Here is a 26,079-nt window from a genome sequence, read left to right as displayed (position 1 = left end):
GTGGGTCGCGGCACCGGCTATTCCGTTCCGGCGACCAGTAGTTCGAGGGTCAGCTTCGGCATCTCCTTGGTGATGTACTGCAACCGCCACTTGTCGCTGAACAGCGCGAGCAGCGCGCCGTCGGTGCGGGTGAAGACCTCGACGCCGCGCTGACGGTTCAGTTCCTCCGCCGATTCCGCGTCGGTGCGCCGGGCCAGCTGGTACGGCAGGTGGTCGAGCTGTGTCTCGACATTGAACTCGGATTGCATTCGGGCCGTGACGACTTCGAACTGCATGGGACCGACCGCGGCCAGCACCGGCGACTGGTCACCGCGGGCGTCATTGCGCAGCACCTGCACCACGCCCTCGGAGTCGAGCTGGTCGATGGCCTTGCGGAACTGCTTGTACTTGCCCGCGGTCTGCGCCCGCAGCGTCGCGAAGTGCTCCGGCGCGAAGGACGGGATCGGCGGGAACTCGACCTTCTTGTCCACGAACAGGGTGTGCCCGGGAGCCAGCGCGGTGGCGTTGACCAGACCGACCACATCGCCCGGGTAGGCGGTGTCGACGGTGGTGCGCTCGCGGCCGAACACCGTCAGCGCGTACTTGGTGGCGAAGGGCCGCCCGGTCTGCGCATGGGTCACCACCATGCCGCGCTCGAACTCACCGGACACGATGCGCATGAACGCCAGCCGGTCGCGGTGCGCGGTGTCCATGCCCGCCTGCACCTTGAAGATGACGGCGCTGAACGGCGCGGTGGTATCGCGCGGATTGCCCTTGACGTCCTTGCGGCCGCGCGGCGGTGGCGCGAGCTCGACGAGCGTGTCGAGCAGCTGGCGCACACCGAAGTTCAGCATGGCGGAGGCATAGATGACCGGCGAGGTGTGCCCGGCCAGGAACAGTTCCTGATCGTGGTCCTGCCCTGCGGCCGAGAGCAGTTCGCTCTCCTCGGCGGCGGTGGCCCACACATCGCCCTCGCGCTCGGCGGCCTGCTCGGGCGTGAAGTGCTCCTCGGGGGCGATGGTCGCGCCGCCCGCGGTGCGGGTGAAGTGGATGTACTCGGTGGGCGTGCCCTCCTCGCCGCGGCGCAGCAGGCCGCGGAAGTCGCCGGCGATGCCGACGGGGAGGAACAGCGGGGTGGGGGTCAGGCCGATGCGCTCGACGATCTCGTCCAGCAGTTCCAGCGGCGCCTGGCCCGGGCGGTCCCACTTGTTGATGACGGTGATGACCGGGATGCCGCGATCGCGCGCGACCTGAAAGAGCTTGAGCGTCTGCGGTTCCAGGCCCTTGGCGGCATCGATGAGCATGACCGCCGCGTCCACCGCGGTGAGCACGCGGTAGGTGTCCTCCGAGAAGTCGGAGTGGCCGGGGGTGTCCACCAGGTTGATGACGCAGTCGCCGTACTCGAACTGCAGGGCCGTGGAGCTGACGGAGATACCGCGCGCCTTCTCCATCTCCATCCAGTCGGAGACGGTGGACCGGCGGCCGGCCTTGCCGTGGATCGCGCCCGCCTCGGAGATCATCTTGGCGTGCAGCGCCAGCGCCTCGGTGAGCGTCGATTTACCCGCGTCCGGGTGGGAGATCACCGCGAAGGTGCGCCGCCGCGCCGCCTCGTCGGCCAGCCGACCGGCGGTAGCTGAGGGGGCAGTCGGGGAACTCACGGGGGACTCCTTTTTGTGCAGACGAGGCAACCGCCCCAGGGTACGTGACCGGCCCCTCTGCCCGACCGGCCGGTCCAGCGCCGTCCGGGTCCGGCACGCTATTCGCCGGTTTGCCCTGCGAGGTGCCGGGCGACAGCCTGCGCGACCAGCGCTTCGATATCGGCCCCCGGCGCGATCGCCTCGATACTGCGATTCGCGACCACCACCGCGATGCCGTGCAGCTGGGTCCACAGGCTCAGGGCCCGCTCGTCCGCGCCGTCGCGCACGCACTCGGCGACCAGCGCCCGCCAGCTTGCGAACATGGGCAGTGTCGAGTTCGCCCGCAGGTTCTCACCCGCGCCCTCCAGCAGGTCGTGGCGGAACATGAGGGTGAACATCTCCGGCCGCGCGGCCGCGAAACCGATGTAGGCCAGGCAGCTGCGCCGCACCCGCGCCGGCGCCGTATCGCCCTGCACCGCATCGATTTCGGTCCGCAGATCGGCGTAGCCACGCGCGGCGATCGCGGCCAGCAGGGCACTGTGGGTGGGGAAATACCGCCGGGGGGCGCCGTGCGAGACCCCCGCCTCACGGGCGATGGCGCGGAGGCCGAGCTCGCCGGAGCCGACCTCCTCGAGCAGGGCGACACCCGCGGTCACCAGGCGTTCCCGCAGCGGCTCGAGCGAAGTCATGCGTCACATTCTGCCGATAAGGGTAGACAGTGTCTACTCCGGTCCGGTAGGAACAGTGAGTAGACATTGTCTACGGCCACGATTCGGGAGGCTTTCCATGTGGTACTGGCTACTGAAGCAGGTATTGGTGGGGCCGGTGCTGCGACTCCTCGGGCGACCGAAGATCGAAGGGCTGCACCATGTTCCGAAGGACGGCCCGGTGATCATCGCGGCGAACCATCTGGCCGTGGTGGACTCGTTCTACCTGTGCCTGGTGCTGCGCCGCAGGGTCACCTTCATCGCCAAGCAGGAGTACTTCACCGGGAGCGGCTTCCGCGGCCGCATCAATCGCTTCGTCATGAACGCCACCGGCCAGGTGCCGGTGGATCGCAGCGGCGGCACCGCGGGATCGGATTCACTGGCCGCCGCGGTCCGCATTCTCAGGTCGGGCGGCATCTGGGGCATTCACCCGGAGGGGACCCGCTCACCCGACGGCCGCGTCTACCGGGGACGCACCGGCGCGGTCCGGGTGGCCATGGAGACCGGCGCTCCCGTCATCCCGGTCGCACTCTCCGGCACCGATCGGGTCAATCCGCGCAATCGGCGTCTCCTGCGCCCGGCCAAGGTGGGCATCTCCTTCGGCCACCCGCGCTATATCCCGCCCGCCGATCCGCCGGCCGTGCGCCAGGCCACCGACGAGCTCATGGCGGATATCGTGCGCCGCTCCGGCCGCCCGTATGTCGATTGCTACGCGGCCACGTTCAAGGCCGCAGACGCCGCGTAATCGATAGGGCCGGGTATATCGAGACGGCCCGGTAAACAGAACGGCCGGTTGCCCGGACCCCCGCGCGGGTTCCGGGCAACCGGCCGTCAGCCGGAACGTCAGCTCACCTGTGAGGAGGCTCCGAGGCTGTTCAGCAGGTTGCTGATCAACGGGATCAGCGAGCCCGCGCTACCGGTTCCCGTCGTGGTGGTGGTCGTCGAGGGGTCGGCGACGGTGACATCCACCGGGCCGGAGGTCGGCACCGACTGGGAGCCGCCGCTCAGCACCACCCACAGGTGATGCGAGCCCGAGGTGGCCGGGGTCCACTGCACGGACGCCTGGGTGGAGCCCGAGGAGGTCGCCGAGCCGACCGACACCGTGGTGTTGGAAGCGTTGGTGTCGTACACGTTGGCGGTGACGCCGGGAACGCCGGTGATGATGTTGATGGTGTACGCCGTGCCGGTCTGGAAGTTGCTGCCGACCACGGTCATACCGTTGTTGGAGGTGTCCGCGGCGGCGAACGGGGCGGCGAGGGCGACGGTGGCGGAGATGGCGGCGATGCCCGCAGCGCTCAGACCGAACCGGCGGATGTTCTTCATGAATCTGTTTCCTTACTTCGAAGACAAGCTACTCAGCGTGCCGATCAAATTGCCTAGCACCGGAGTGGCGTCTCCGCTACCCGAAGCGGTATTACCGCGGAAAACGGTGACGACCACCCGAACCGGTCACGACAGCGAGGCAAACAGATAACCGACCGCCGGTCGCAGCCCAGTTTTCGTCAGCCGACCGAGGAAGCGTTGCCGCTGGACGTCGAAGTACCGTGGCCGCTCAGGGCGCCCAGGCTGCTCAGAATGTTGTTGATGAGCGGGCCCAGGGTGGTCGAGCTGCTGCCGGTGCTGGTTCCGCCCGAGTTGGACGGGGGGCAGTTGGCATTCGAATCGGCCGCGGCGACCGGGGCGGTGAGGGCGACGGTGGCGGAGACGGCGGCGATGCCCACGGCACTCAGACCGAACCGGCGGATGTTCTTCATCAAACTGATCCTTACTCGGAAGACACGCTACTCAGCGTGTCGTTCGAATTGCCCGGCGCCGGAAATGGGGGCGCATTTCCCTATGGCGCAAAGCATTCCCCGCGAGGCGGAGTGATGCGAAATGGTAGTGTGTCAGATTGCGGGAAACAAGAGTGAAAAAATTCCTGTGCAATTCCTGGGAACGCACGCCCCGCCCCCAGCCATCGAGGGGGTGGCGCAGAGCCGCTCCGGCCGCGTGTTAGAGTCGTCAGGTTGTCTCGGCGAGGGTGCGGCACCCAATTGCCCACCGTGATCGACGCGGCTCGGCCTATACGGCCGTCCATGTTGGTCTTCGCCGACGAGCAGACCAACCTCAGCCAGGGCGGCCCCGTCGCCTGGCGACACGCTGACATTACAGCCGGACGAGCCGTAGGGAGTAGACAGTCATGTCCGACGCCAACCTTCTCGAAGCCACCGTACGCACCGAGTTCGGTAAGGGCGCTGCCCGCCGTACCCGCCGCGACGGCAATGTCCCGGCCGTGCTCTACGGCCACAACGAGGAGCCGCAGCACCTGTCGGTGAACGCCCAGGCGTTCGCTGCCATCCTGCGTGAGCACGGCACCAACGCCGTCCTGAACCTCGACATCAACGGCAAGAAGCAGCTGGCGCTGACCAAGTCGGTCGTCGTCCACCCGATCCGCCGCTACATCGAGCACGCCGACCTGCTGATCGTGCGCCGCGGCGAGAAGGTCACCGCCGACGTGCTCGTCGCCCTGGTCGGCGACGCCGCCTCCGGCACCCTGGTCACCCAGGACGCCACCACCCTGTCCATCGAGGCCGAGGCTCTGAACATCCCCGAGTCCATCGAGGTCTCGATCGAGGGCGTCGAGGCCGGCACCCAGATCACCGCCGGCCAGATCGAGCTGCCGAAGGGTGTCACCCTGGCCGGTGACGCCGAGGCCCTGATCGTCAACATCATCGCCGCCCCGGCCGCCGCCGCCGAGGAAGAGGCCGAGGCCGCCGCTTCCGAGGAAGCCGCGGAGTAACTCCCTACTCCCACAACGGTTCTCGATGACCGAGGCAACGGCCGGGCCCGCGCTGGTGGTCGGTCTGGGTAATCCCGGATCCGAATACGAGCGCACCCGGCACAATGTCGGTTTCCTGGTCGCCGATGTGCTCGCGGAGCGCGTCGGCGGCCGTTTCACCGTGCACAAGAAGTCCGGCGCGGATCTGCTCGAGGCCCGTCTGGACGGGCGCAAGGTGCTGCTGGCCAAGCCGCGCACCTACATGAACCTGTCCGGGCGGTCCGTCGCGGCGCTGGCCAAATTCTTCTCCGTGCCCGCCGCCGAGGTGATCGTCGTCCACGACGAGCTCGACCTACCCTTCGGCGCCATCCGTCTCAAGCGCGGCGGCGGCGAGGGCGGGCACAATGGGCTGCGCTCCATCTCGCAGGCCCTCACCACCAAGGACTATCTGCGCGTCCGCTTCGGCATCGGCCGCCCGCCGGGCCGCCAGGATCCCGCGGACTACGTCCTCAAGCCCTTCTCCGCACCGGAACGCAAAGAGGTTCCGGTGATCGTCGAGCAGACCGCCGACGCGGTCGAACTGCTGCTGCGCGTGGGCTTGGAAACCGCGCAGAACCAGCTGCACTGACGCGCAACGCATTCGGCGCCGGCGATAGTGACCCGTTCGGCCCAGCGATAGCGACACGTTCAGCGCGGTGACCGCGCGGCCGGTGCCGTCAGCCGATCGTGCCCGTCCCGTCCGAGCCGGGTTCGGTGCGCGGCGATTCCGCGGGTTCGCGGGCGATCAGCCCCCAGCGGCTCGAGGTCAGGCGCAGGCTGGGCAGATCCGACAGGGACAGCACCACCTCATAGGTGCGCTCATATCCGGTGTGCGCGATGCGCCACTGTCCGTCGTCGCAGCGGACGTAGCGGTCCGTATAGAACGCCGCACCGCGGAGCAGCATGTTGTGGCCCGGGATGAGGACGGTGTCGGCCAGGTACCAGGTGCCGGTCGCCTCGTCGCCGTGAACGTCGATTTCCGGGTGGTCGCAGCGGTGTTCCGTGATGACGTGCGGGCCCAGGGTGTTGCGCATGAAGGCCAGGAAGGCGTCGCGCGATTCGAACTGGAGGTACTCGCTGTAAGTGGCGGTGGCCTCCGGAATCATCGTGTCGGCGAACTCCTCCCACGCCTTCGTGTCGAGCGCGCGCAGGTAACGGAACTTCAGCCGGCTGATCGCCGCGACGGCATCGGAATCCATACCTTCAACCATCCCATCAGGTGTAGGAAACCTTCAGGGATCGGCACGGATTTGTACCAGATCGCTATCAGCCGGATACCGACTCAGCCGTTGATGCTGAAGCAGGTGTTGCAGAAATCCTCGCCGAACTCGGTCAGTCGCAGACTCTTTCGCACGATCTTGGGCACGCGACCGGCCTTTTTCAGCGCCTGCTCCACGAGGGGCTGCACCTCGAGCACCATGTATCGCGACAAAACGACCGGATCTTCGGAGGTCATGGTGAGGCCGAGGCGGTTCAGATTGATCAGGTAGTGCCGGGCCCGGTCCGGGTAGCGGACGCCGGACTGCTCCGGAACCGAGGTCAGGTCCCCTGCGACCAGTTCGGAACCGATGCCCAGCGGCCGGTTGGTACGGACGTCCACCGACGGCTGCGGACCCTGTAGCGCCATGAAGCGCAGAATCCGAGCCTCGTCGGGGGCCAACTGATCGAGGATCCGGTCGTAGGCCGGGTGCACGTCCTCGGTGAAATAGACGTCGGCAGACCGGGCCAGCAGCGCGTCGCCGCGCCGGCGCAGGTCGTCGGTGGTGACCGAGCGCACCAGGCCGTTGGTGATGGCCGGCTGCGGCGCGCCCATGGGAGTCGGTACGTAACTGACGATCTCGCGCACCGAACCCTCGGTGACACCGAGCGCGCTACGCGCGATGGACCGCAGCGCCGCCCCCGTGCGCTCGGCGATATCGGCCGACGACTCGCCGTCCAGCGCGGCCTGGGTCAGCTGTTTGGTGATCTCGAAGCTGGTGCCGACCGCCCACTCGGTCCCCCGCACCGCGGTGCCCACTGCCAGGCCGGCGGCCCGGAAGGCGCCGCGGATCAGCCGGGCCTCATTGCTGATCTGCCGCTTCTCCACATCCGAACTACGTTCCACGGCACGGGGTCCCGGACGGGCCACGTCCTGCCCCGGGATCCTGTCTTCCGCCACGTCCATCTCCGAATATCGCCAGGTGAACACAATCGTCCACAGATTATTGCCCCCGACGGACCTTCGGGCACGTTGAACCCGCGAGCCAGACGAAGGTTACCCCAGTCCACGTCCGCCGCAGAACGACGCACATGACCCCCAACACGACCGCACAAGGCGCGATATGGATGTGGTCCGTGCCATTCTCGTGTTCCTATCGAGAGAGAGGAACATCGAGCCCGGCCAGTGTGACCGAGATCTCCGACTCAGACACTCCCCGCTGGACTCGATTCCTAAAGAACCAGTAAGGTCCGAACCGCCGAGGGGTTGTCAACGCCAACGGCGGTGCGTTGCGGGTCGGCAGGAGGGTGTCGTGCTGGAAAGTGTCTTTGGGGTGCGTCCGACCATCCTCTTGGAATTGATCACCATCCCGTTGTTCACGGGTGTGATCGGCTATATCACCAACTGGACCGGTGTGCTCATGCTGTTCAAGCCGATCCGGTTCCACGGGTTTCGGCTTCCGGGCCTGGCGGCGTTGTTTCCATTGCTGCCCAAGCGCATTCAGGTGCTGCCGTTGCTGCAGTACGACGGCCGGATCGGCTGGCAGGGAATCGTGCCGTCGCGGGCGGACAAGATGGCCAGCATCGCGGTGGACAAAGGGCTGGCGAAACTCGGCAGCGTCGCGGATTTCTATCGGGAACTGGAACCCGACAAGCTCGCTGAACATTTTGTTGAAATTGCGGACCTTCAGATTCGCGACATTGTCGAGGACATCCTGAAGCGCGAACATCCGCAGTTCTGGTACAACCTGCCGACCGGTCTGCGTGAGATGGTGCACAGCCGGGTGCGCGAACAGTTGCCCGATATTCTCCGGGAACTCACCGATGAACTCGGCAAGAACATCGATCAGCTGCTGGACGTCAAGTCGATGACCATTCGCTACTTCCAGGCGCGGCCGCAGATGCTGAACTCGGTGTTCCAGGTGCTGGGCGCCAAGGAACTGCGATTCATGCAGAACTTCGGCTTCTATTTCGGTGCGCCCATGGGTCTGGTGCTGGTCGCCATCCTGCACTTCACCGGCTGGTCGTCGCTGGTGGTGCTGCCGGTCGGCGGGGTGATCATCGGCTGGGTGGTGAACTGGATCGGCATCAACCTGATCTTCGAACCGGCCTACCCGAAGTGGTGGTGCCCGTGGCGGCAGGGCCTGCTCATCAAGCGGCAGCCGGAGATCACCGAGGGGTACGCGGCCCTGGTGGCCAGCGAGATCATGACGGTCGCCAATATCGGCGACGAGCTGCTCAACGGGCCGCGCGCCGACCGCACCATGCAGATGCTCCAGGACACCCTCAAGCCGGCGGCCGACCGGGCGCTCGGACCGGCCCGGTCGGTGGTCAAGTTCGCGCTGGGCAGCCGTGAGTACGACTCGCTGCAGGACACCTTCACCTCCGAGGCGATGACCATCGCGCCGATCGCCTTCGCCGACCCGGCCTTCAATGTGCAGCAGGGCAAGCAGGTGCAGGAGTACATCGCCAAACAAATGTCGGCGCTGGCCCCGCCGGAGTTCGTGGACATGCTGCGTTCGGCCATCAAACAGGACGAATGGCTTTTGTTCGTCCATGGCGGCGCGCTGGGCCTGTTCGCCGGTTACGCTCACCTCCTGATCTTCGGAACAGGAGTTGCCACCTCATGGATATGACCGACCCGTCCACCGGTGGGCGCGCCGAATCAGGTTCGGGCGAGGACGATCCCGCCGATACCAGCACCGACATCGCTGTTCGCCAGGCCGCGCCGCTGCCGGTGCCGGTCGACACGACCGAGCGCCGGGGTGCGGCCGGGCCGGTGCGCGCCGCCACCGGGGTGGTGCGAGTGGCGATGTCGGCCGCGGTCGAGGCGAGCTTCTGGAGCCTGCAGACCGCGCTGGGCGTGACCTCGGTGGTGCTGCGCGGCAGCATGGCCGGGCAGCCGCCGCGCGAGATCCTCTCCGATGCCGGTGCGCAGGTGCGGCATTCGGTCCGGCAGGCGCTGGGCGTGACCGCACCCGAGGCCGCCGAGATCGCCCCCGAGTCCAGTCCCGCCAGCGTGCTGCGCGCCCGCGGCGCCGAATTGCTGCGCCGCTCCGCCGATTTCCACACCGAGGACGACAACCACCATCACACCGCCTACGCCCGCATCCTGGGCGAGCTCGCCCCCGACGAGGCGCGCGTGGTGCGGCACCTGTACCTGGACGGGCCGCAGCCCGCGGTGGAGGTGAAGACCGGGCGGACCGCCTACCGCGGCATTTTCAACCTGCTGGGCGAGGATGCGGCGCTGCGGTATCCGAACCGGATCGACGAATATCTGACGAATCTGGACCGGCTGGGCCTGATCGACATCACCCGCGAGGCACTGGGCAATCCGAACCGCTACCAGTTGCTCGAGGCCATGCCGGAGGTACGCCGGCTGCTCAAGCGAGCCAGCTTCGGCACCAAGGTGATGTACCGGACCATCGAATTGACCTCGTTCGGAGCGGGATTCACCCGCACCTGCCTGCCGGTCCCGTCGCTGGACCCACAGGTGCTCGAACAGCACGGGTAAAGCTCCGGTTGCGCCCCGCGCAACGCGTATGCGCGCAACGCGTATGCCAGGGCGACAACTGATTTCGTTACGGTTGGGGTAACTCGCCGGGTACGTCCAAATTCGGTTCGCTCCCCCAACCGCCGGCACGGATGCGTAGCGGACAACGGCTCCCGGCCGCCCGCTGAAGGCTCGGGGAGGCGGGCTAGCTGTCGGCCAACTCGAGCCAGCGCTCTTCTGTGGCTTCCTTTTCCGCTTGTACCTGCTTGAGTTCCGCGCCGAGCGTGACCAGCTTGTCCGGCTCGGTGGCCGCCTCGGCCAGAGCCGCGTGCAGCTTGTCCTCGCGGTCGGTGAGTTTTTCCAGGGCGCGTTCCAGCTTGGCCAGCTCCTTGCGGGCCGCGCGGTAGGCGGCCGAATCCGTCGCCGGGGCGGCGGAATTCGCGCCGGCCGGGGACACGGCCTTGACCGGAGCGGCCGTCTTGCCCGCGGTGAGGCCGGCGCGCTTGCGCAGGTACTCCTCGATGCCGCCGGGCAGGTTCGTGAGCTTGCCGTCGCCGAACAGCGCCCAGGTGGAGTCGCAGATGCGCTCGATCAGGTAGCGGTCGTGGGAGATCACCACCAGGGTGCCCGCCCAGCCGTCGAGCATGTCCTCGAGCTGCTGGAGGGTGTCGATGTCGAGGTCGTTGGTGGGCTCGTCGAGCAGCAGCACATTGGGCTCGGCCATGAGGATGCGGGTCAGCTGCAGGCGGCGGCGTTCGCCACCGGACAGGTCGCCGACCGGGGTGCGCTGCTTGGCTGGGGTGAAGCCGAGCCGCTCGGCCAGCTGGCCGGCGCTGATCTCCTTGTCGCCCAGCATCATGCGCTGTGCCACGTCCTGGACCGCCTCCAGCACCCGCATGTTCAGCGGCAGGTCGTCGAGTTCCTGACGCAGCCAGCCGATCTTGACGGTCTGGCCCTGGATCCGCTTGCCGGACTTCGGGTCCGCGTCGCCGGCGAGCGCGCGCAGCAGCGTGGTCTTGCCCGACCCGTTCACGCCGACCAGGCCGACGCGCTCGCCCGGGGCGAGCCGCCAGGTCAGGTCGGTCACCAGTTCCCGGCCGTCCGGGGTGGCGAGGGTGGCGTCCTCGAGCTCGATCACCACGCGGCCCAGGCGCTTTCGCGCGAAGGAGGCCAGCTCGACGGTGTCGCGCGGCGGCGGCACATTGGCGATCAGGGCCTCGGCGGCCTCGATGCGGTAGCGCGGCTTGGAGGTCCGGGCGGGTGCGCCGCGGCGCAGCCACGCGAGTTCCTTGCGGGCCAGGTTCTGGCGGCGGGCCTCGCTGGCGTCGGCCTGGCGGACGCGTTCGGCGCGGGCGAAGATCCAGTCGTTGTAGCCGCCCTCGTAGGTCTCGACCCGGCCGCCCTGCACCTCCCAGGTGCGGGTGGCGACGGTGTCGAGGAACCAGCGGTCGTGGGTCACGACCACCAGCGCGCTGCGGCGGTTCAGCAGGTGCTCGGCCAGCCACTGCACGCCCTCGACGTCGAGGTGGTTGGTGGGCTCGTCGAGGACCAGCAGGTCGAGGTCGCGGACCAGGGCGGCGGCCAGGGCGGTGCGGCGGCGCTCGCCACCGGAGAGGTTGGCCACGGGGGTGTCCAGGCCGAGGTCGGCGATGCCGATGCCCTCGACCACGGACCGAATGCGCGGATTGGCGGCCCATTCGTGTTCGGCGACCCCGTCGGTGCGCTGATCCTCGGCCAGGCCCGCGAGCACGACCTCGCCGACGGTCGCGCCTTCGGGCAGCACGCCGCGCTGGGTGACGACGGCCATGCGCAGATCACCGCGACGGCTGACGCGCCCCGAGTCGGGCTCTTCGATTCCGGTCAGCACTTCCAGCAGCGTGGTCTTGCCACCGCCGTTGAGACCGACGACACCGATCCGCTCCCCCTCCTGAACCCCGAGGGAGATGTTGTCGAGCAGCGGCTTGATACCGAAGCTCTTGGAGACGGCTTCCAGGTTGATCAGGTTGGCCATGAATCCTCTGTGTCGTCGATGCTTGCCCTGGGCAAGCCTACCGAGCAGCCTGGACCACCCCGATGTCAGCGCTTGGCGGCGTCCGGAAGATCGGTGATGCGGCGTGCGCCCGGGACCGGGCCGTGGGCGGTACGGACGCTGCGGCTGACTCCGGCGCCCGCGAGTTCGGCGGCGACGGTGACCGCGGCCTCCTCGCTCTCGCACAGGAAGGCGCAGGTCGGGCCGGAGCCGGAGACGATGCCCGCGAGGGCTCCGGCGGTGACGCCCGCGCGCAGGGTGCGGCGCAGTTCGGGTTTCAGCGAGAGTGCCGCGGCCTGGAGGTCGTTGCCGAGCAGCGGGGCGAGCTGTTTGGCCTCGCCGGAGGCCAGCGCCTGCAACAGCTCCTCCGGGCTCCCGAGTCGCGGCGGGTCGCCGGCTTCGCGCAGGCGGTCGAGTTCGCGGAAGACGGCCGGGGTGGACAGGCCGTCCTTGGCCAGGGCCAGCACCCAGTGAAAGGTGTTGCGGGACAACACCGGCAGCAGTTCCTCGCCGCGGCCGCGGCCGAGGGCGGTGCCGCCGTGCAGGGAGAAGGGGACGTCGCTGCCGAGTTCGGCTGCGATATCGGACAATTCGGTGCGCCCGAGGCCGAGTTCCCACAGGTCGTTCAGACCGACCAGGGCCGCGGCGGCGTCGGCGCTCCCGCCGGCCATCCCGCCCGCCACCGGAATGCCCTTGGTGATGGCGAATTCCACCAGCGGGGCGCGTCCGGCCATATCGGCCAGCTTGACGGCGGCCTGCCAGACCAGATTGCCGCGATCGGTGGGAACCTCGTCGGCCCCCTCGCCGACAACCTTTACGCGTAGCGCCGAGGACGGCGAGATCTGCACGTCGTCGCTGAGCGATAACGCCTGGAACACCGTGGTGAGGTCGTGGTAGCCGTCCTCGCGCAGGTCGCCCACCCCGAGGTGCAGATTCACCTTCGCGGGCGCGCGCACGACGAGGGGGCTGGGCACAACTGAGAGCACGCGCACAGCCTAGTCGACAGATTTCCCGTTCGAGTACTTGCGCCAGGTACCCATGGGGGGTATGTTTCTGGGTGTCGGGGATACCCCCTCACCGTATGAACAGCGAGCGAAGGAGACCACCATGGCCACCAGCACCTACACCGTCACCGGCATGACCTGCGGCCACTGCGTCGGTTCGGTGCGGAAGGAGATCGGCAAGATCGACGGTGTCACCAGCGTGGATGTGGATCTCGCCACCGGCCTGGTCACCGTCGAGTCCGGCGCCGCGCTCGCCGACACCGATGTGGTCGCCGCCGTCGACGAAGCGGGTTACGAGGTGACGGTGTGAACGATCGGCTGAGGTTCGCCGCCTTCGGCGGCGGACTGGTCGTCTTGTTCGGAGCCGCGCTCGGCATCGGCGCCCTGGTGGGCGACCGGTCCGGCGCGGCCCCGGCCGAAGCCGCCCCCGACCACAGTCGGCACGAGGCCGCCGCGGCGACGGGCCTGCAGGACAGCCTCTCCGGCTACACCCTCGGCGAGATCAGCGCTCCCGCCGCCCCTGATCAACAAGGCGCACTGCGATTCCGGATCACCGGACCGCAGGGCGCCGTCACAAGCTACAACGACCTGCACGAGAAGGACCTGCACCTGATCGTGGTCCGCTCGGACGCGAGCCAGTTCCGGCACGTGCACCCGACCCGGGCGGCCGACGGCACCTGGTCCATCGACTGGAAGTGGGCCGAACCCGGCAGCTACCGCGTGTTCGCCGACTTCTCCCCCGCCGGCGGGCCCGGCGAACTGGTTCTCAGCCGCACCATCGCGGTCGCGGGGAACGTGACCGGCAAGCCACTGCCGCCGGTCGCGAAGACCGCCGAGGTGGACGGCTACCGCGTCACCCTCGACGGTGACCTGACCACCGCGGGCAGCGAACTCACCTTCACCGTCACCCGCGACGGCAAGCCGGTGACCGATCTGCAGCCCTACCTGGGCGCGTACGCTCACCTGGTGGCGCTGCGGGCCACGGACCTGGCCTACCTGCACGTCCACCCGGAGGGCGAGGTCGGCAGGACCGCACCCGGCCCCGACGTCGTCTTCCACGCGCAAGCACCGAGTGACGGCAACTACCGCCTGTACCTGGACTTCCAGCACGGCGGCGCGGTGCACACCGCGGAATTCACCGACGAAGCATCCACTGCCGCATCCGATTCGAATGCGCCCGCCCACCACGGAGGAGGTCACTCATGAGCGCCCCAGCGCCCGAGCGTTCGATCGAACTCGATATCGGTGGGATGACCTGCGCCTCCTGCGCGGCCCGGATCGAGAAGAAGCTCAACCGCATGGACGGCGTCACCGCGTCCGTGAACTACGCGACCGAGAAGGCGAAGGTCAGCTTCCCGGAGTCGGTGACGACCGATGACCTGATCGCCAAGGTCGTCGACACCGGCTACACCGCCGCCGTGCACCACACCGAACCGGTGAAAACCGAGGCGGCCGAATCCGATTCGGCCCCGTCGGCGGCGGATCAGTTGCGGCACAGGCTGTTGGTGACGCTGGCGCTGGCCGTGCCCGTGGTCGCCATGGGCATGTTCCCGCTGCTGCAGTTCACCAACTGGCAGTGGCTGTCGCTGACCCTGAGCGCGCCCATCGTGGTGTGGGGCGGGTCGCAGTTCCACCGGGCCGCGTGGGTGAACGCCAAGCACGGCGCGGCCACCATGGACACGCTGATCTCGCTGGGCACGCTGGCCGCCTTCGGCTGGTCGGTGTACGCGCTGTTCTGGGGCACGGCCGGCATGCCCGGCATGAAGCACCCGTTCAGCCTGGCCATCGAGCGCGGCGACTCGTCGTCGGCGCTGTACTTCGAGGTGGCGGCGACGCTGATCACCGCGATTCTGGCGGGCCGCTACTTCGAGACCCGGTCCAAGGAGAAGGCGGGATCCGCGCTGCGGGCGCTGCTGGAGCTGGGCGCGAAGGACGTGTCGGTGCTGCGGGCCGGCGTCGAAACCCGCATCCCCATCGGCGATCTGCGGGTCGGCGAGGAGTTCCTGGTTCGTCCCGGCGAGAAGGTCGCCACCGACGGTGTGGTGGTGAGCGGCAGTTCGGCGCTCGACATGAGCATGCTGACCGGCGAATCGGTGCCGATCGAGGCGGGTCCCGGCGATCAGGTGGTGGGCGCGACCGTGAACGCGGGCGGCCTGCTGACCGTGCGCGCCACCCGGGTCGGCGCGGACACCCAGCTGGCGCAGATGGCTGCGCTGGTGGAGGAGGCACAGAACGGCAAGGCTCCCGTGCAGCGGCTGGCCGATCAGGTGGCGGGCGTGTTCGTGCCGATCGTCATCGCGATCGCGGTGGCGGCGCTGGGCTTCTGGCTCGGCACCGGCACGGCCGTGGCGACCGCCTTCGGCGCGGCGGTGGCGGTGCTGATCATCGCCTGCCCGTGCGCCCTCGGCTTGGCCACGCCCACGGCTCTGCTCGTGGGCACCGGACGCGGCGCACAGCTGGGCATCCTGATCAAGGGCCCGCAGGTGCTGGAGTCGACGCGACGCATCGACACCGTGGTGCTGGACAAGACCGGCACCGTCACCACCGGCAAGATGACGCTCGCCGAGGCGATTCCGAGCGCCGGCGTGGATACCGACGAGCTGCTGTCGGTGGCCGCGGCCGTCGAGCACGGCTCCGAGCACCCCGTTGCCAAGGCCGTGGTCGCCGGTGCGGCGGAGCGCGGACTCGACACCGAGAAGGTGGAGCAGTTCGTCAGCCACGGCGGCAAGGGCGTGCAGGGTCTGGTCGGCGAGCGGGCGGTGGTCATCGGACGCGTCGAGTTGCTCGAGGACTGGTCCATCGCGCTGCCGGAGTCCTTGGCGGACGCCAAGATCCGGGCCGAGCGGGCGGGCAAGACTGCCATCGTGGTGGCCTGGGACGGGCAGGCGCGCGGCGTGCTGGTCATCGCCGACGCGGTGAAACCCACCAGCGCCCAGGCGATCTCGGAGATGAAGACGCTCGGCCTCACCCCGGTGCTGCTGACCGGCGACAATGCGGCCACCGCCCGCACGGTCGCGGATCAGGTGGGCATCGAGCAGGTCATCGCCGAGGTGCTGCCCAGCGACAAGCTGGACGTGGTCAAGCAGCTGCAGGACGAGGGCAAGGTGGTCGCCATGGTCGGCGACGGCGTCAATGACGCGGCCGCCCTGGCCCAGGCCGATCTGGGCCTGGCCATGGGCACCGGGACCGACGTCGCCATCCAGGCCGCCGACCTCACCCTGGTGCGTGACGACCTGCGCGCGGTGCCGACCTCGATCAAGCTGTCGCGGGCGACGCTGCGGACGATCAAGGGAAATCTGTTCTGGGCCTTCGGTTACAACGTGGCCGCCATCCCGCTGGCCGCCGTCGGCCTGCTGAACCCGATGCTCGCCGGTGCCGCCATGGCACTGTCCAGCGTGTTCGTGGTCAGCAACAGCCTGCGACTGCGCCGCTTTCGCGGATGAGGGATACCGATCGCTGGTCCCGCGATACCGGCAGGGCCGCCCCGATCACCGGATCCGGGCGGCCCTGTCGCATCGTGTTGAATGGCGGGTGACCACCGCCGTCCCCTCGCGAGGAGCCCCGTTGACCACCATCGCCGAATACCTGGCCGCCGCCCAGATCGAGGCCGCCCCGGTCGACCCCGCAGCTCCCGGCGCCCCCAAGGTCGCCGTCGGCATTCCCGAAGGCTGGCAGCAGGTTCCGCCGAGCATGTTCCCCGGCTCCTACGGTGTCTGGACCCAGACCCCCGTGAACGGCTGGGCCGACAACGCCGTCGTCCTGGTCGCCACCTTCACCCCGCCCGTCGATGCCCGCGAACTGCTCACCCACGCCTTCGACGACGCCCGCCGGCTCCCCGGCTGGGAGGACCTCGAAACCGACACCACCGACTTCGAGGGCTGGCCGTCCGCCGGCATCACCGGCACCTACAACGTCGAGCAGCTCACCCTCTGGGCCTACAACCGCTACATCATCGTCGAGTCCGAGAACGGCCAGTACCTGGTCCAGCTCACCATCACCACCCGCAGCGACAGCGACGGCGCGGGCCCCACCACCTTGCTCCAGGGCCTGTCCATCTCGGCCTGACCCGCCGCCTAGCGCGGCTCGAGCTTGCTCGAGCCGCGCCTGCCGCGCAGCCGCCGAACCGCCCGGAATGCCAACCGGCCCAGCCCGATCAGCACGATCAGCAGCACGATGAAGGCAACCACCGGGACTACCAGCGCCAGAATCGTGAGAGCCAGTGAGACTCCGTCCTCGGCGGTGGAAACCACTGGATTCCCCACGCCCGCAGTCGTTCCCGTGACCAACGGTCGCGCCACCGTCCGACCGGCATGCACGCTGCCCGCGGTGACGGCGCCCAGGACGGCGGCGACCGCGGGCGGCAGATGCGAGGACAGACTGGTCTCGGCCGTGAACAGGATCGCCCCCGACACCGGAGCCACGAGCGCCCCGACGCCGTGCAACACCGAATCCAAGGCCGGGATCTTGTCCCCCACGAGATCGAGCACCAACAGCACCGCGATACCGATCAACGCCGGGGTCGACGACAACCACCCGTACGAGCTCCCCAGATCGATCCACCCGGCCCGATCCGCGACCCCCACCACCAGCAGCGGCAGCCAAGCATTCAAACCCGCCGCCCCAGACAGCCCGAAGGCCCCGAGAACCGCCCCTACAGCCGACGTGATCTCCATGCCCCCAGTGTGAGCGCCGAAGCCCCGGACAGCCGGATGCCGCGAGTGGCGAGTAGCGTGGAGTGGCGGTTTGCCGACCAGTTGCCTTATCCCCGCGGTATACGTGAGGAAGGACGAGAGTCATGAAGCGAGGCGCACTGAAGATCGCGGCAGTACCGATCCTGCCGTTATTGGCATTCTTGGTACCGGCCGGTCCGGCAACTGCGGACCCCCTGAATTTCGATTCGGCTCAGGTCACCGGTTCCACGCCGGGGTGCTCGGGCACGGCCGACGCCCAGCTGTCGGCCAATCAGGGTCAAACGGGCGATACCTTCGTCGACAGCTCGGCCACGGTGACGGTGAACTTCACCCCCGACACCAATACCCTCGACTCGTTGCTGGCATCGCCCGGAAGCTGCGAAATCTCCACCACTGTCACCATGCAGAACCTGGACAACGGCACGAGCACGACCGAGACGAAAACCACCGAGTACGACAGCCATTACGGCTGGCACGCCGCCTTCTTCACCCTCGAAGGCTCGGGCCAGGTTTCCGCCCAGGTGAGTACGAACCCCAGCCCATCCCAGCTGACCATCGACGTCCCCGCACCGGTCTGATCACGACCCAGCACACCCGGACAGACCGGGTGCCATAACCGCGCACTACCGGCAAACCGCGAAGAATCCCGCACGTCGATCTTCCGCGTGACCGCGTCGACCATTTCGGCCGGCGCGGTCAGGCATGGACATGTGACGGAAATGCGCTCCACCGCGCCGACGGACGAGTCTTCGGCTCATTCCTGCTGGGCGAGGCGGACGTAGGCGGCCGTATCGAGGGTTTCACCGCGGGCGGTGGGCGCGATTCCGGCCGCGGTGAGGCGCTTTTCGGCTTCGGCGGCGGAACCGGCCCAGCCGGCGAGGGCGGCGCGGAGGGTCTTGCGGCGCTGGGCGAAGGCGGCGTCGATGACGGCGTAGACGCGCCGGCGGAAGGATTCGTCCTGGGGCCAGGGGGATTCGGGGAAGCGGTCGATGCGCACCAGTCCCGATTCGACCTGGGGTACGGGCCAGAAGATCTGGCGGCCAACGGTTCCGGCGCGGCGGACCGTCCCGAAGAAGCCGGCCTTGACGCTGGGCACGCCGTAGATGCGGCCGCCGGGGGTGGCGGCGAGGCGGTCGGCCACTTCCAGCTGCACCATGACGAGAGTGGTTCGGATGCTGGGGAATTCGGCCAGCAGGTGCAGCAGCACCGGCACGGCCACGTTGTAGGGGAGGTTGGCCACCAGCGCGGTCGGCGCGGCGGGCAGGTCGGCGTGGGTGACCTTCATGGCGTCCATGGGGACGACGGTCAGCCGACCGGCGAGCTCGGGGGCGCGGGCGGCGGCGGTCTGCGGCAGGTGGGCCGCGAGGGTCGGGTCGATCTCGACGGCTACGACCCGGTCGACCACGTCGAGCAGCGCCAGGGTCAGCGAGCCCAGGCCGGGACCGACCTCGAGCACGGTGTCGTCGCGGTGGACGCCCGCGGTGGCGACGATGCGGCGCATGGTGTTGGCGTCGTGGACGAAATTCTGCCCGAGCTGCTTGGTCGGGCGGACGCCGAAACGCTCGGCCAGCTCACGCACTTCGGCGGGCCCCAGCAGGGCGGCTTTTCCACGACCGGCGACTTCGGGTTCGGACATTCTGGAAAACCTATCAAGCTGCGTGCATCACCCGGCACCCGGTCACACCGCGAGGGCGATGGCGCGCGGAGTCTAACACTGAAGTTAGCTATACATTTGCCAACTCGTTCGTGCGGGCGTGGCGGCCCCGCGCGCCGGACCAAATCCGCCATGTCGCACGGTCTTTCACCAGGTATCCGAGTAGCGTCGCCCCTCGGGAACACAACCGTGAAGGAGAGTGCATGCCCGCTCGGCGGATTCGACGGCTCGTCCTGGGCGCGACGCTGCTGACCGCGGCGGTCACGCTGCCCGCGGGACCGGCGAATGCGGACACGGCCCCGGGACTGGACCGCTTCTACCACCAGACACTGGAGTGGAAGCCGTGCGACAACGCAGCCCTGGACGCCGCCGGCGCGCGGTGCGCGGGCGTCCTGGCACCGCTCGACTACAACAATCCGGATGGTCGCACGCTCACCGTCGCGATCTCCCGCATCGCCGCCACCGACCCGGCGCGCCGTCGCGGCATCCTGATCACCAATCCGGGCGGTCCGGGCGGCGCCGGCCTGGCGATGACGGTCAACACCCAGAAGGCCATAACCGCGGACGTCCGCGCGCAGTACGACCTGATCGGCATGGACCCGCGCGGCGTCGGCCGCTCCGACGCCGTCAATTGCACGATTCCGGTGCCCACCATGCTCTTCTCCGCCGGATTCGACGTGTTCGGCTATGCCCGCGACACCGCCGTGGCCGCGGCGCTGGCCACCGCGTGCGTGGGCACCGACCCGGAGAAGGCACGCAAGATCACGACTCGCAATACCGCGCGCGACATGGACCTCATCCGAAGCCTGCTCGGCGAGAAGAAGCTCAACTACTTCGGCGCGTCCTACGGCACCTACCTGGGCGCGGTCTACACCCAGATGTTCGGCGACCACGCCGACCGCATGGTCTTCGACAGTGCCGTCGACCCGGACCGCTACTACGTCGGGCTCTACCAGGACATGGGCGCGATCAACGAGTACGCCCTCGACGACTGGGCGAAATGGGCGGCCCGCCACGACGATCAGTACCACTTCGGCAGCACCCCGGAGGCGGTGCGCGCCTGGGTCGAGGACCTCATCCGGCGGTCCGCGGGTCACGAGATCTACGGCAGCGGCTACCTGGTCGACGAGCACACCATTCCCATGATGCTGCTGGCGCTGTTGCCGAACCCGCAGCTGAACCCCAACCTCGCCGAAGTGCTCACCATGGTGGCGTCGGGCGTGGCGGGCGGCCCCATCGACATGGACGCGCTGAAGGCCAAGATCGTCTCCGTGGTGCCGCTCGACGCTGCCGGCATGGCCGCCATCATGTGCGGCGACAAGGCCGCGCCGCGCGATCCCGCCTGGTACTACGGCAATGTCGAGGCCGCGCGGCCGACGCAGCCGGTGTTCGGGGCGTTCGCCAACAACATCACCGCCTGCGCCTTCTGGCCGGACCCGGTGGAACCGCCCACCGAGATCCACAATGCGACCCCGGTGCTGATCGTCGCCAATGTCCACGACACCCGCACCGCATACTCGGAAGGGCTTGCGCTGCACGCGGATCTGACCGGGTCACGCCTGGTGACGCTGGCGGACACCAGGATTCACGGCGCGTTCCGGCCGGACCTGAGCCCGTGCCTGAACAATATCGTGAACACCTACTTCGCCACCGGTGTGCGCCCGGACCAGGACGTCACCTGCGAACCCGATTTCGGCTGGTTCCCGAAGTAAGCCGTTGGGATCACGCGACCATCGTCACGGCACGGTGGGCGTGGCCAGGATCCGATCGCTGAACGCGCCGATGGCATTCCACATCTGCGGGTTCAACTGGGTGTGGGTGCCGGTGCCGACCACCGTCTGGAAGTCCGCGCCGGCGGCGGCGAGCTGCGCGGCCAGCGCCGCGTGCAGCGGGGACGGCACGGTGGTGTCATTCGTGTTGAGCAGCAGCAGGATCGGCGCGTTGTAGCCGTTGACCGGCACTGCCATGTACTCGCTCATGGCGGCCTGGAATTCCGGGGTGTCGAGCGGCCGCGACAGCATGTCGCCGATGCCCATGCCGTCGACCGCCTTCATGATGTCCGCGAAGCACACACTCTCCGAGGCGTCCACGGCCTGCTTGCCGCGCGGGGTCAGGTAGCTGTCGACATCGACCTCGGGGTGGGTGGCGCGCAGCCCGGCCAGCATGCTGACCACGAACCCGTTGACCGCGGTCCCGGCCTGACCGGGGATCTCCGGCGCCCAGGGGCCGACGAACGGGGCGATCTTCTCCAGATCCGATTCCGGGTCGACCGCGATGGTGCCGCGGAAGTCGAGGTCGGGGGTCTGCGACACCTGCAGGTGCGCGGTGCCCAGCGCCGCCTGACCGCCCTGCGAGAAGCCGGTCACCGCCCAGGTGCGCGACAGCTCCGGATTCGTGGCGCGGGCCGCCTTGACCAGGTCGATGGTGGCACCGGCCTCGGTGCTGATCTCCAGGTACGGGTGCGGGCCGGTGTCGAAGCGGCCCAGGCCCAGGTAGTCCGGCGCGACCACGGCGAAGCCCTTGCTCACGAAGTACTGCAGCACCTGGTCTTCCTTGGCCCGGCTCACCTTCGAGGTGTCGGTCTGCCCGCCGCAGCCCGGTCCCATGCCGGAGGTGCCGTGGTCGTAGGCCATGATCGGCCAGCCGCCCGCGGGCGCGGGACCGGACGGAACGAACAGCGCGCCACTGGCTTTCACCGGTTCGCCATTGGAGCGGGTGGTCCAGTAGTCGATGATGGTGCCGTTCGGCAGGCCGCGGAAGCCGTCCGGTAGCGCGGTGGTGGCGAAGGCGGTGCCGGCCGTTTCGGCATGGGCCGCGGTTCCCGGCAGGACCAGCAGCGTGCCCGCCGATGCTATGGCCGCGGTGAAAATCCGTGTACGCCAACCAACCGACCGCATGAATCCTCCATCAGTCCCGACCCGATGACCATTCCTGTTCGGGGCCCGAGTTTATCGATTTGAACGGAGGACCAGTATGAGAAGACTCTGGCAACCAGCTATGCCCGGTTGGGCGCCGGCCCATTGACGCGCCTTGAAACTTGTTCTAATTTCTCGCCATGTCGCGCAGATACGAAGGCCGCCGAGTACTTGTCACCGGAGCGGGATCGGGCATCGGACAGGGCGTGGCCCTGCGACTGCTCGAAGAGGGAGCCCACCTGGTCGCCGCCGATGTGAACGAGGCCGGACTGGCCGCCACCGTCGACGCCGTCCCCGCCGATCAGCGCGAGCGTCTACGCACCCTCACCCTGGACATCTCCGACCCGGCGGCGGTCCGCGCCGTCACCGCCGAGGCCCTCGAATTCCTCGGCGGCCTGGACGTTCTGGTGAACGCCGCGGGCATCCTGCGCGCCGCGCACACCCACGACATGCCCCTCGAGGACTGGAACAGGGTCATCTCGGTCAACCTGACCGGCACCTTCCTCATGATCCAGGCCGCGCTGCCCGCGCTCATCGAATCCGGGCACGGCGTGATCGTGAACTTCTCCTCCACCTCGGCCTTCGGGTCCAACCCCTATATGGCCGCGTACTCCGCGTCGAAGGCGGGCGTCAACGCGCTCACCCACTCCATCGCCCTGGAATACGTGAAAAAGGGCCTGCGCGCGGTCAATATCGTGCCCGGCGGCATCAGCACCGGCATCACCTCCGGTCTGGAACTGCCCGCCGACGCCGACTGGACGCTCATGGCGCGGCTGCCCGGGTGGATCGAGGGCGGCGCGCTCGGCAAGCCCGAGGACATCGCGGGTGTCGTCGCCATGGCCGCCTCCGACGACGGCCGCTACATGACCGGCACCGAGCTCCGCGTCGATGGTGGCGCACTGATGTAGCGACACCGCCCATTTCCATTCGCGACCGGTTGGTACGGAGTTAGGCTGACAAGCGCTTCAGCAGCTTCATAACCACGTTCCAGCGGATCGGACGGAGAGTTATGGGATACCGGCGGAGTTTCGGCGTGCTCATCGCAGCCGTGGCGTTGACGGTCGCCGCAGGGTGCGGGTCGTCGAACGATACGGGGTCCAAGGAACCCGGATACGCCGCGACGTTGCGGCCCATCATCACCGAACTGATGAAGGACAACGCCATTCCGGGAGCGGTGGTGGTGGTCAAGTCGCCCAAGGACGGCGACTGGACCGCCACCTTCGGGACCGGGACCATCGGCAAGGACGATCCGATGACGGTGGACGACCACTTCCGGATCGGCAGCAATACCAAGACCATGACGGTGACGGTCCTCCTGCAGCTCGCCCAGGAGGGCAAGCTCTCCCTCGACGATCCGATCGGCAAGTACTGGCCGGGCGTGCCGAACGGGGATCGCATCACCCTCGCCCAGCTCGCCGAAATGCGCAGCGGCCTCTACAACTACACCTTCGACTACGACTTCAGCGCCGCGATCGACAAGGATCCGCAGAAGGTGTGGAGCCCGGAGGAATTGCTGGCCATCGCGTTCGCGCACCCGGTCGATTTCCAGCCGGGCGAGAAGTTCGAGTACTGCAACACCAACACCATCCTGCTGGGGCTGGTCATCGAGAAGGTCACGAATATGCCTGTGGCCGACAACTTCCGGCAGCGCATCTTCGAACCGCTCGGGTTGAAGCACACGTCGTTCCCCGCGCCGGCGGACTCCTCGATGCCGGATCCGCATCCGCAGGGCTACGCCTTCGGCACCATGGTCTCCACCATCGACACCTTCGCACTGCCGCCGGATCAGCAGGCGGCGGCGCTGGCGGGCACGCTGAAACCGGGCGACCAGACGACCTCGAGCCCGTCGTGGACCTGGACCGCGGGTGCGGCGATCTCGACTGTCGGCGATATGACCACGTATACGAAGGCGCTCGTCGACGGCAAACTGCTCGACGCCAAGTTCCAGAAGATGCGGATGGACAGTATCCAGCCGATCGATCCGGCGAATCCGGCCATGGCCGGGTACGGCCTGGGCCTCGTGCGATTCGGTGAGCATCAGTTCGGGCACGACGGCCAGATCCCGGGCTACATGACCTACATGGCGTCGGACCCGGACTCCGGCCTCACCATCGTGGTCGCCACCAACCTGGCGGCCGTTCCTTCCGGCGAAGGGTCGGCGCTGGTACTGGTGAAGGGCATGCTGCCCACCTTCTACGGCACCGGTGCGGTGCCCGGACACGATCCGGCACAACGTAATTCGGCCACGAACAACCCCGCGGCGTCCGTATCACCGACAGGTTCGACCCCATGGACGACACCGCGGTAATCATCGCGGGCGCCGGACCGGTCGGCCTGACCGCGGCGATCGAGCTGCGCCGCCGCGGCGTGCCGTGCCGGATCGTCGACCCGCTGCTGGAACCTCTGCAGTACGCGAAAGCCGTTGGCATCCAACCGCGTGCGCTGGAAGTGTTCGAGCAGATGGGGGTGCTGCGCCGGATCCTGGACGCGGCGATCCAACTGCACGGGCAGCTGGCCTTCGTCAATGGCGAGCCGGGCCCGCGCATCGAGCTGACGCTGCCGCCGGACGTGCCGTTCGGATTCGTCGGCCTGCCGCAGTACGAGACCGAGCGAATTCTGCGGGATCGGCTCGCCGCGCTGGGCGGCGCCGTCGAACGCGGTACGCGGGTCGCGGCTTTCGAGCAGGACGCCGACGGGGTCACCGTGACGCTCGCGAGCGAAACGAGTGAGAAGACCACGCGGGCAAGCTATCTCGTCGGCTGCGACGGCGCGCACAGCACGATCCGCAAGGCGCTGGGTCTCTCCTTCGAGGGCGCGGCGTTCACCGAGCACTACATGCTCGGGGACGTGGAACTGAGCTGGTCGATGCCGCGCGGCTACAACATCCGCGCGAGCCACCAGACCGACGGCGTCACCGATGATCTGCTGGTCTGCATCCCGCTCCCCGGCCGGCACCGGTACCGGATCTCCATGCTCCTCCCCGACGGCCGGACACCCGACCAGGCGACCGGCGACGACGGCGTCGAGCACGGCTTCACCACCGGGTGGACGCCCGATCTATCCGATCTGCAAGCGGTCGTCGACCGCCTCGCCCCCGAGCCGGCGCAGGTGTCGAACCTGCGCTGGTCCTCGGTCTTCCGGATCAGCCACCGCATTGTCGATTCCTACAGCCGCGGAAGGGTTTTCGTGGCGGGCGACGCCGCCCATATCCACCCGCCCACCGGCGCCCAGGGCATGAACACCGGCATCCAGGACGCCCACAATCTGGCCTGGAAACTGGCCCTGGCGCTCACCGGCGACGCCTCCGACACCCTGCTCGACTCCTACGACACCGAACGCCGCCCGGTCGGCGAGGAGGTCGTCGGCCGCACGGTCCGCAGCGCCCGCGAAGGCATCGGGGCGGACTCCACCGACCCCGGCTACGTCCTGCGCCGGGAGGCCCAGCTGCTCATCGACTACGCCGGCAGCCCGATCGTCGCGCCGTCCCCGCCCGGCGAGCCCGCCCCGCTCGCGGGCGCCCGCGCCCCCGACGCCCGCGGCCTGACCCGAGACGCCGTCGCCTTCGACTTCCGGCTGCTGCCCCTCATCGACGGCACCGCCCACACCGTGCTGCTCTACGCGGACGACACCACCACCGATCACGACCTGCGCGACCTGGAACAGCTGGCCGTCACCGCGACCGCTACGGCCCACGGCCACCTGAACGCCTACCTGATCGCCGCGCCCCGGGCCGGCGCGGCCGCGACCAGCCTCCCGCTGATCCGCGACACCGCAGGCGAATTCGCCCGGGCCTACCGCGCGGGCCACGGATCGGCCTTCGTCATCCGTCCCGACGGCTATCTGGGCTTCGCCCGCCGCACGGCCACCACCGCAGCCGACCTCGTGGACTACCTCGAATCCACTTTCCGGTGACCCTGCGCGTTCGCGCCGAGCGCCGATCACCCGGGCGGCCGATACTTCCGTTCGGTAACAACAG

General features: G+C 68.5%; 25 protein-coding genes. 14 read left to right on the top strand and 11 right to left on the bottom strand.

The genetic code is table 11. From position 1 onward, the window contains the following. Positions 1-17: 17 nt before the first annotated feature. Complete coding sequence (locus ACFXHE_RS28125) at positions 18-1,637, bottom strand: peptide chain release factor 3 (RefSeq protein WP_379387453.1); 1,620 nt, start codon at positions 1,635-1,637, stop codon at positions 18-20. A 98-nt stretch (positions 1,638-1,735) separates the two neighbouring features. Then, a complete protein-coding gene (locus ACFXHE_RS28120) occupies positions 1,736-2,305 on the bottom strand; it encodes a TetR/AcrR family transcriptional regulator (RefSeq protein WP_379387452.1) in 570 nt (189 codons plus the stop codon). 97 nt (positions 2,306-2,402) lie between these two features. Between ACFXHE_RS28120 and ACFXHE_RS28115 the strand changes: the two genes are divergently transcribed. After that, positions 2,403-3,068 (top strand): lysophospholipid acyltransferase family protein, encoded by a 666-nt coding sequence (locus tag ACFXHE_RS28115; RefSeq protein ID WP_379387451.1) that lies wholly within the window; start codon positions 2,403-2,405, stop codon positions 3,066-3,068. A gap of 98 nt (positions 3,069-3,166) precedes the next feature. Here ACFXHE_RS28115 and ACFXHE_RS28110 read toward each other — a convergent pair whose 3' ends face one another. Then, on the bottom strand, positions 3,167-3,646 hold the full coding sequence (locus ACFXHE_RS28110) for a hypothetical protein (protein WP_379387450.1): 480 nt from the start codon (positions 3,644-3,646) through the stop codon (positions 3,167-3,169). 179 nt (positions 3,647-3,825) lie between these two features. Next, positions 3,826-4,077 (bottom strand): hypothetical protein, encoded by a 252-nt coding sequence (locus ACFXHE_RS28105; RefSeq protein ID WP_379387449.1) that lies wholly within the window; start codon positions 4,075-4,077, stop codon positions 3,826-3,828. Between the two features lie 425 nt (positions 4,078-4,502). Between ACFXHE_RS28105 and ACFXHE_RS28100 the strand changes: the two genes are divergently transcribed. Beyond that, positions 4,503-5,102, top strand: a complete 600-nt coding sequence (locus ACFXHE_RS28100; RefSeq protein WP_379387448.1) for a 50S ribosomal protein L25/general stress protein Ctc — start codon at positions 4,503-4,505, stop codon at positions 5,100-5,102. 25 nt (positions 5,103-5,127) lie between these two features. Beyond that, a complete protein-coding gene (gene pth, locus ACFXHE_RS28095) occupies positions 5,128-5,709 on the top strand; it encodes an aminoacyl-tRNA hydrolase (protein WP_379387447.1) in 582 nt (193 codons plus the stop codon). A gap of 88 nt (positions 5,710-5,797) precedes the next feature. Here pth and ACFXHE_RS28090 read toward each other — a convergent pair whose 3' ends face one another. Next, positions 5,798-6,319, bottom strand: a complete 522-nt coding sequence (locus ACFXHE_RS28090; RefSeq protein ID WP_379387446.1) for a nuclear transport factor 2 family protein — start codon at positions 6,317-6,319, stop codon at positions 5,798-5,800. Between the two features lie 83 nt (positions 6,320-6,402). Continuing rightward, a complete protein-coding gene (locus tag ACFXHE_RS28085; RefSeq protein WP_379387445.1) occupies positions 6,403-7,284 on the bottom strand; it encodes an Abi-alpha family protein in 882 nt (293 codons plus the stop codon). 157 nt (positions 7,285-7,441) lie between these two features. Between ACFXHE_RS28085 and ACFXHE_RS28080 the strand changes: the two genes are divergently transcribed. After that, on the top strand, positions 7,442-8,953 hold the full coding sequence (locus ACFXHE_RS28080) for a hypothetical protein (protein WP_379387444.1): 1,512 nt from the start codon (positions 7,442-7,444) through the stop codon (positions 8,951-8,953). Beyond that, on the top strand, positions 8,944-9,831 hold the full coding sequence (locus ACFXHE_RS28075; protein ID WP_379387443.1) for an Abi-alpha family protein: 888 nt from the start codon (positions 8,944-8,946) through the stop codon (positions 9,829-9,831). Before ACFXHE_RS28080 ends, ACFXHE_RS28075 begins: the two co-directional genes overlap by 10 nt. Before the next feature lie 184 nt (positions 9,832-10,015). Here the strand turns inward: ACFXHE_RS28075 and ACFXHE_RS28070 are convergent, their stop codons facing one another. Both ACFXHE_RS28070 and ACFXHE_RS28065 read right to left on the bottom strand, forming a co-directional pair. Then, entirely contained in the window at positions 10,016-11,821 is a 1,806-nt protein-coding gene (locus ACFXHE_RS28070; RefSeq protein WP_379387442.1) for an ABC-F family ATP-binding cassette domain-containing protein, read from the bottom strand. Between the two features lie 65 nt (positions 11,822-11,886). Continuing rightward, positions 11,887-12,825 carry a 4-(cytidine 5'-diphospho)-2-C-methyl-D-erythritol kinase gene (locus tag ACFXHE_RS28065; protein WP_379387441.1) on the bottom strand — a complete coding sequence of 313 codons (939 nt, stop codon included), beginning with the start codon at positions 12,823-12,825 and terminating at the stop codon, positions 11,887-11,889. 121 nt (positions 12,826-12,946) lie between these two features. Here ACFXHE_RS28065 and ACFXHE_RS28060 point away from each other — a divergent pair, with 121 nt between their 5' ends. The 4 genes from ACFXHE_RS28060 to ACFXHE_RS28045 all read left to right on the top strand — a co-directional run bounded on the left by ACFXHE_RS28060 (position 12,947) and on the right by ACFXHE_RS28045 (position 16,908). Beyond that, positions 12,947-13,153 carry a heavy-metal-associated domain-containing protein gene (locus ACFXHE_RS28060; RefSeq protein ID WP_379387440.1) on the top strand — a complete coding sequence of 69 codons (207 nt, stop codon included), beginning with the start codon at positions 12,947-12,949 and terminating at the stop codon, positions 13,151-13,153. Further along, positions 13,150-14,049, top strand: coding sequence for a hypothetical protein (locus ACFXHE_RS28055; protein ID WP_379387439.1), 900 nt, complete (start codon positions 13,150-13,152; stop codon positions 14,047-14,049). The genes ACFXHE_RS28060 and ACFXHE_RS28055 overlap by 4 nt, the downstream gene beginning before the upstream one ends. Then, positions 14,046-16,286, top strand: coding sequence for a heavy metal translocating P-type ATPase (locus ACFXHE_RS28050; protein WP_379387438.1), 2,241 nt, complete (start codon positions 14,046-14,048; stop codon positions 16,284-16,286). Before ACFXHE_RS28055 ends, ACFXHE_RS28050 begins: the two co-directional genes overlap by 4 nt. Positions 16,287-16,407: 121 nt before the next feature. Next, a complete protein-coding gene (locus tag ACFXHE_RS28045; protein ID WP_354836076.1) occupies positions 16,408-16,908 on the top strand; it encodes an LpqN/LpqT family lipoprotein in 501 nt (166 codons plus the stop codon). Between the two features lie 8 nt (positions 16,909-16,916). Here the strand turns inward: ACFXHE_RS28045 and ACFXHE_RS28040 are convergent, their stop codons facing one another. After that, a complete protein-coding gene (locus ACFXHE_RS28040; RefSeq protein ID WP_379387437.1) occupies positions 16,917-17,516 on the bottom strand; it encodes a DUF4126 domain-containing protein in 600 nt (199 codons plus the stop codon). A 122-nt stretch (positions 17,517-17,638) separates the two neighbouring features. Between ACFXHE_RS28040 and ACFXHE_RS28035 the strand changes: the two genes are divergently transcribed. Next, complete coding sequence (locus tag ACFXHE_RS28035; RefSeq protein ID WP_379387436.1) at positions 17,639-18,112, top strand: hypothetical protein; 474 nt, start codon at positions 17,639-17,641, stop codon at positions 18,110-18,112. A 176-nt stretch (positions 18,113-18,288) separates the two neighbouring features. Here ACFXHE_RS28035 and rsmA read toward each other — a convergent pair whose 3' ends face one another. Further along, complete coding sequence (gene rsmA, locus ACFXHE_RS28030) at positions 18,289-19,170, bottom strand: 16S rRNA (adenine(1518)-N(6)/adenine(1519)-N(6))-dimethyltransferase RsmA (protein WP_379387435.1); 882 nt, start codon at positions 19,168-19,170, stop codon at positions 18,289-18,291. Between the two features lie 221 nt (positions 19,171-19,391). Between rsmA and ACFXHE_RS28025 the strand changes: the two genes are divergently transcribed. After that, on the top strand, positions 19,392-20,900 hold the full coding sequence (locus tag ACFXHE_RS28025) for an alpha/beta fold hydrolase (RefSeq protein ID WP_379387434.1): 1,509 nt from the start codon (positions 19,392-19,394) through the stop codon (positions 20,898-20,900). 24 nt (positions 20,901-20,924) lie between these two features. On the opposite strand, the gene ACFXHE_RS28020 is transcribed toward ACFXHE_RS28025, so the two are convergent. Further along, positions 20,925-22,085, bottom strand: a complete 1,161-nt coding sequence (locus ACFXHE_RS28020) for an alpha/beta fold hydrolase (protein WP_379387433.1) — start codon at positions 22,083-22,085, stop codon at positions 20,925-20,927. A gap of 158 nt (positions 22,086-22,243) precedes the next feature. Here ACFXHE_RS28020 and ACFXHE_RS28015 point away from each other — a divergent pair, with 158 nt between their 5' ends. From ACFXHE_RS28015 to ACFXHE_RS28005, 3 genes are all read left to right on the top strand, one after another. Continuing rightward, complete coding sequence (locus ACFXHE_RS28015; protein ID WP_379387432.1) at positions 22,244-23,011, top strand: SDR family NAD(P)-dependent oxidoreductase; 768 nt, start codon at positions 22,244-22,246, stop codon at positions 23,009-23,011. 125 nt (positions 23,012-23,136) lie between these two features. Next, on the top strand, positions 23,137-24,411 hold the full coding sequence (locus tag ACFXHE_RS28010; protein WP_379387431.1) for a serine hydrolase domain-containing protein: 1,275 nt from the start codon (positions 23,137-23,139) through the stop codon (positions 24,409-24,411). Beyond that, a complete protein-coding gene (locus tag ACFXHE_RS28005) occupies positions 24,393-26,015 on the top strand; it encodes an FAD-dependent monooxygenase (RefSeq protein ID WP_379387430.1) in 1,623 nt (540 codons plus the stop codon). The genes ACFXHE_RS28010 and ACFXHE_RS28005 overlap by 19 nt, the downstream gene beginning before the upstream one ends. The last annotated feature ends 64 nt before the right edge of the window (positions 26,016-26,079 follow it).

Origin of the sequence: Nocardia sp. NPDC059229, from assembly GCF_042754165.1 — a bacterium.
GTDB lineage: Bacteria > Actinomycetota > Actinomycetes > Mycobacteriales > Mycobacteriaceae > Nocardia.
The sequence above is the reverse complement of the archived record's forward strand: the minus strand, read 5'-3'. Positions and strand labels throughout refer to the sequence as shown.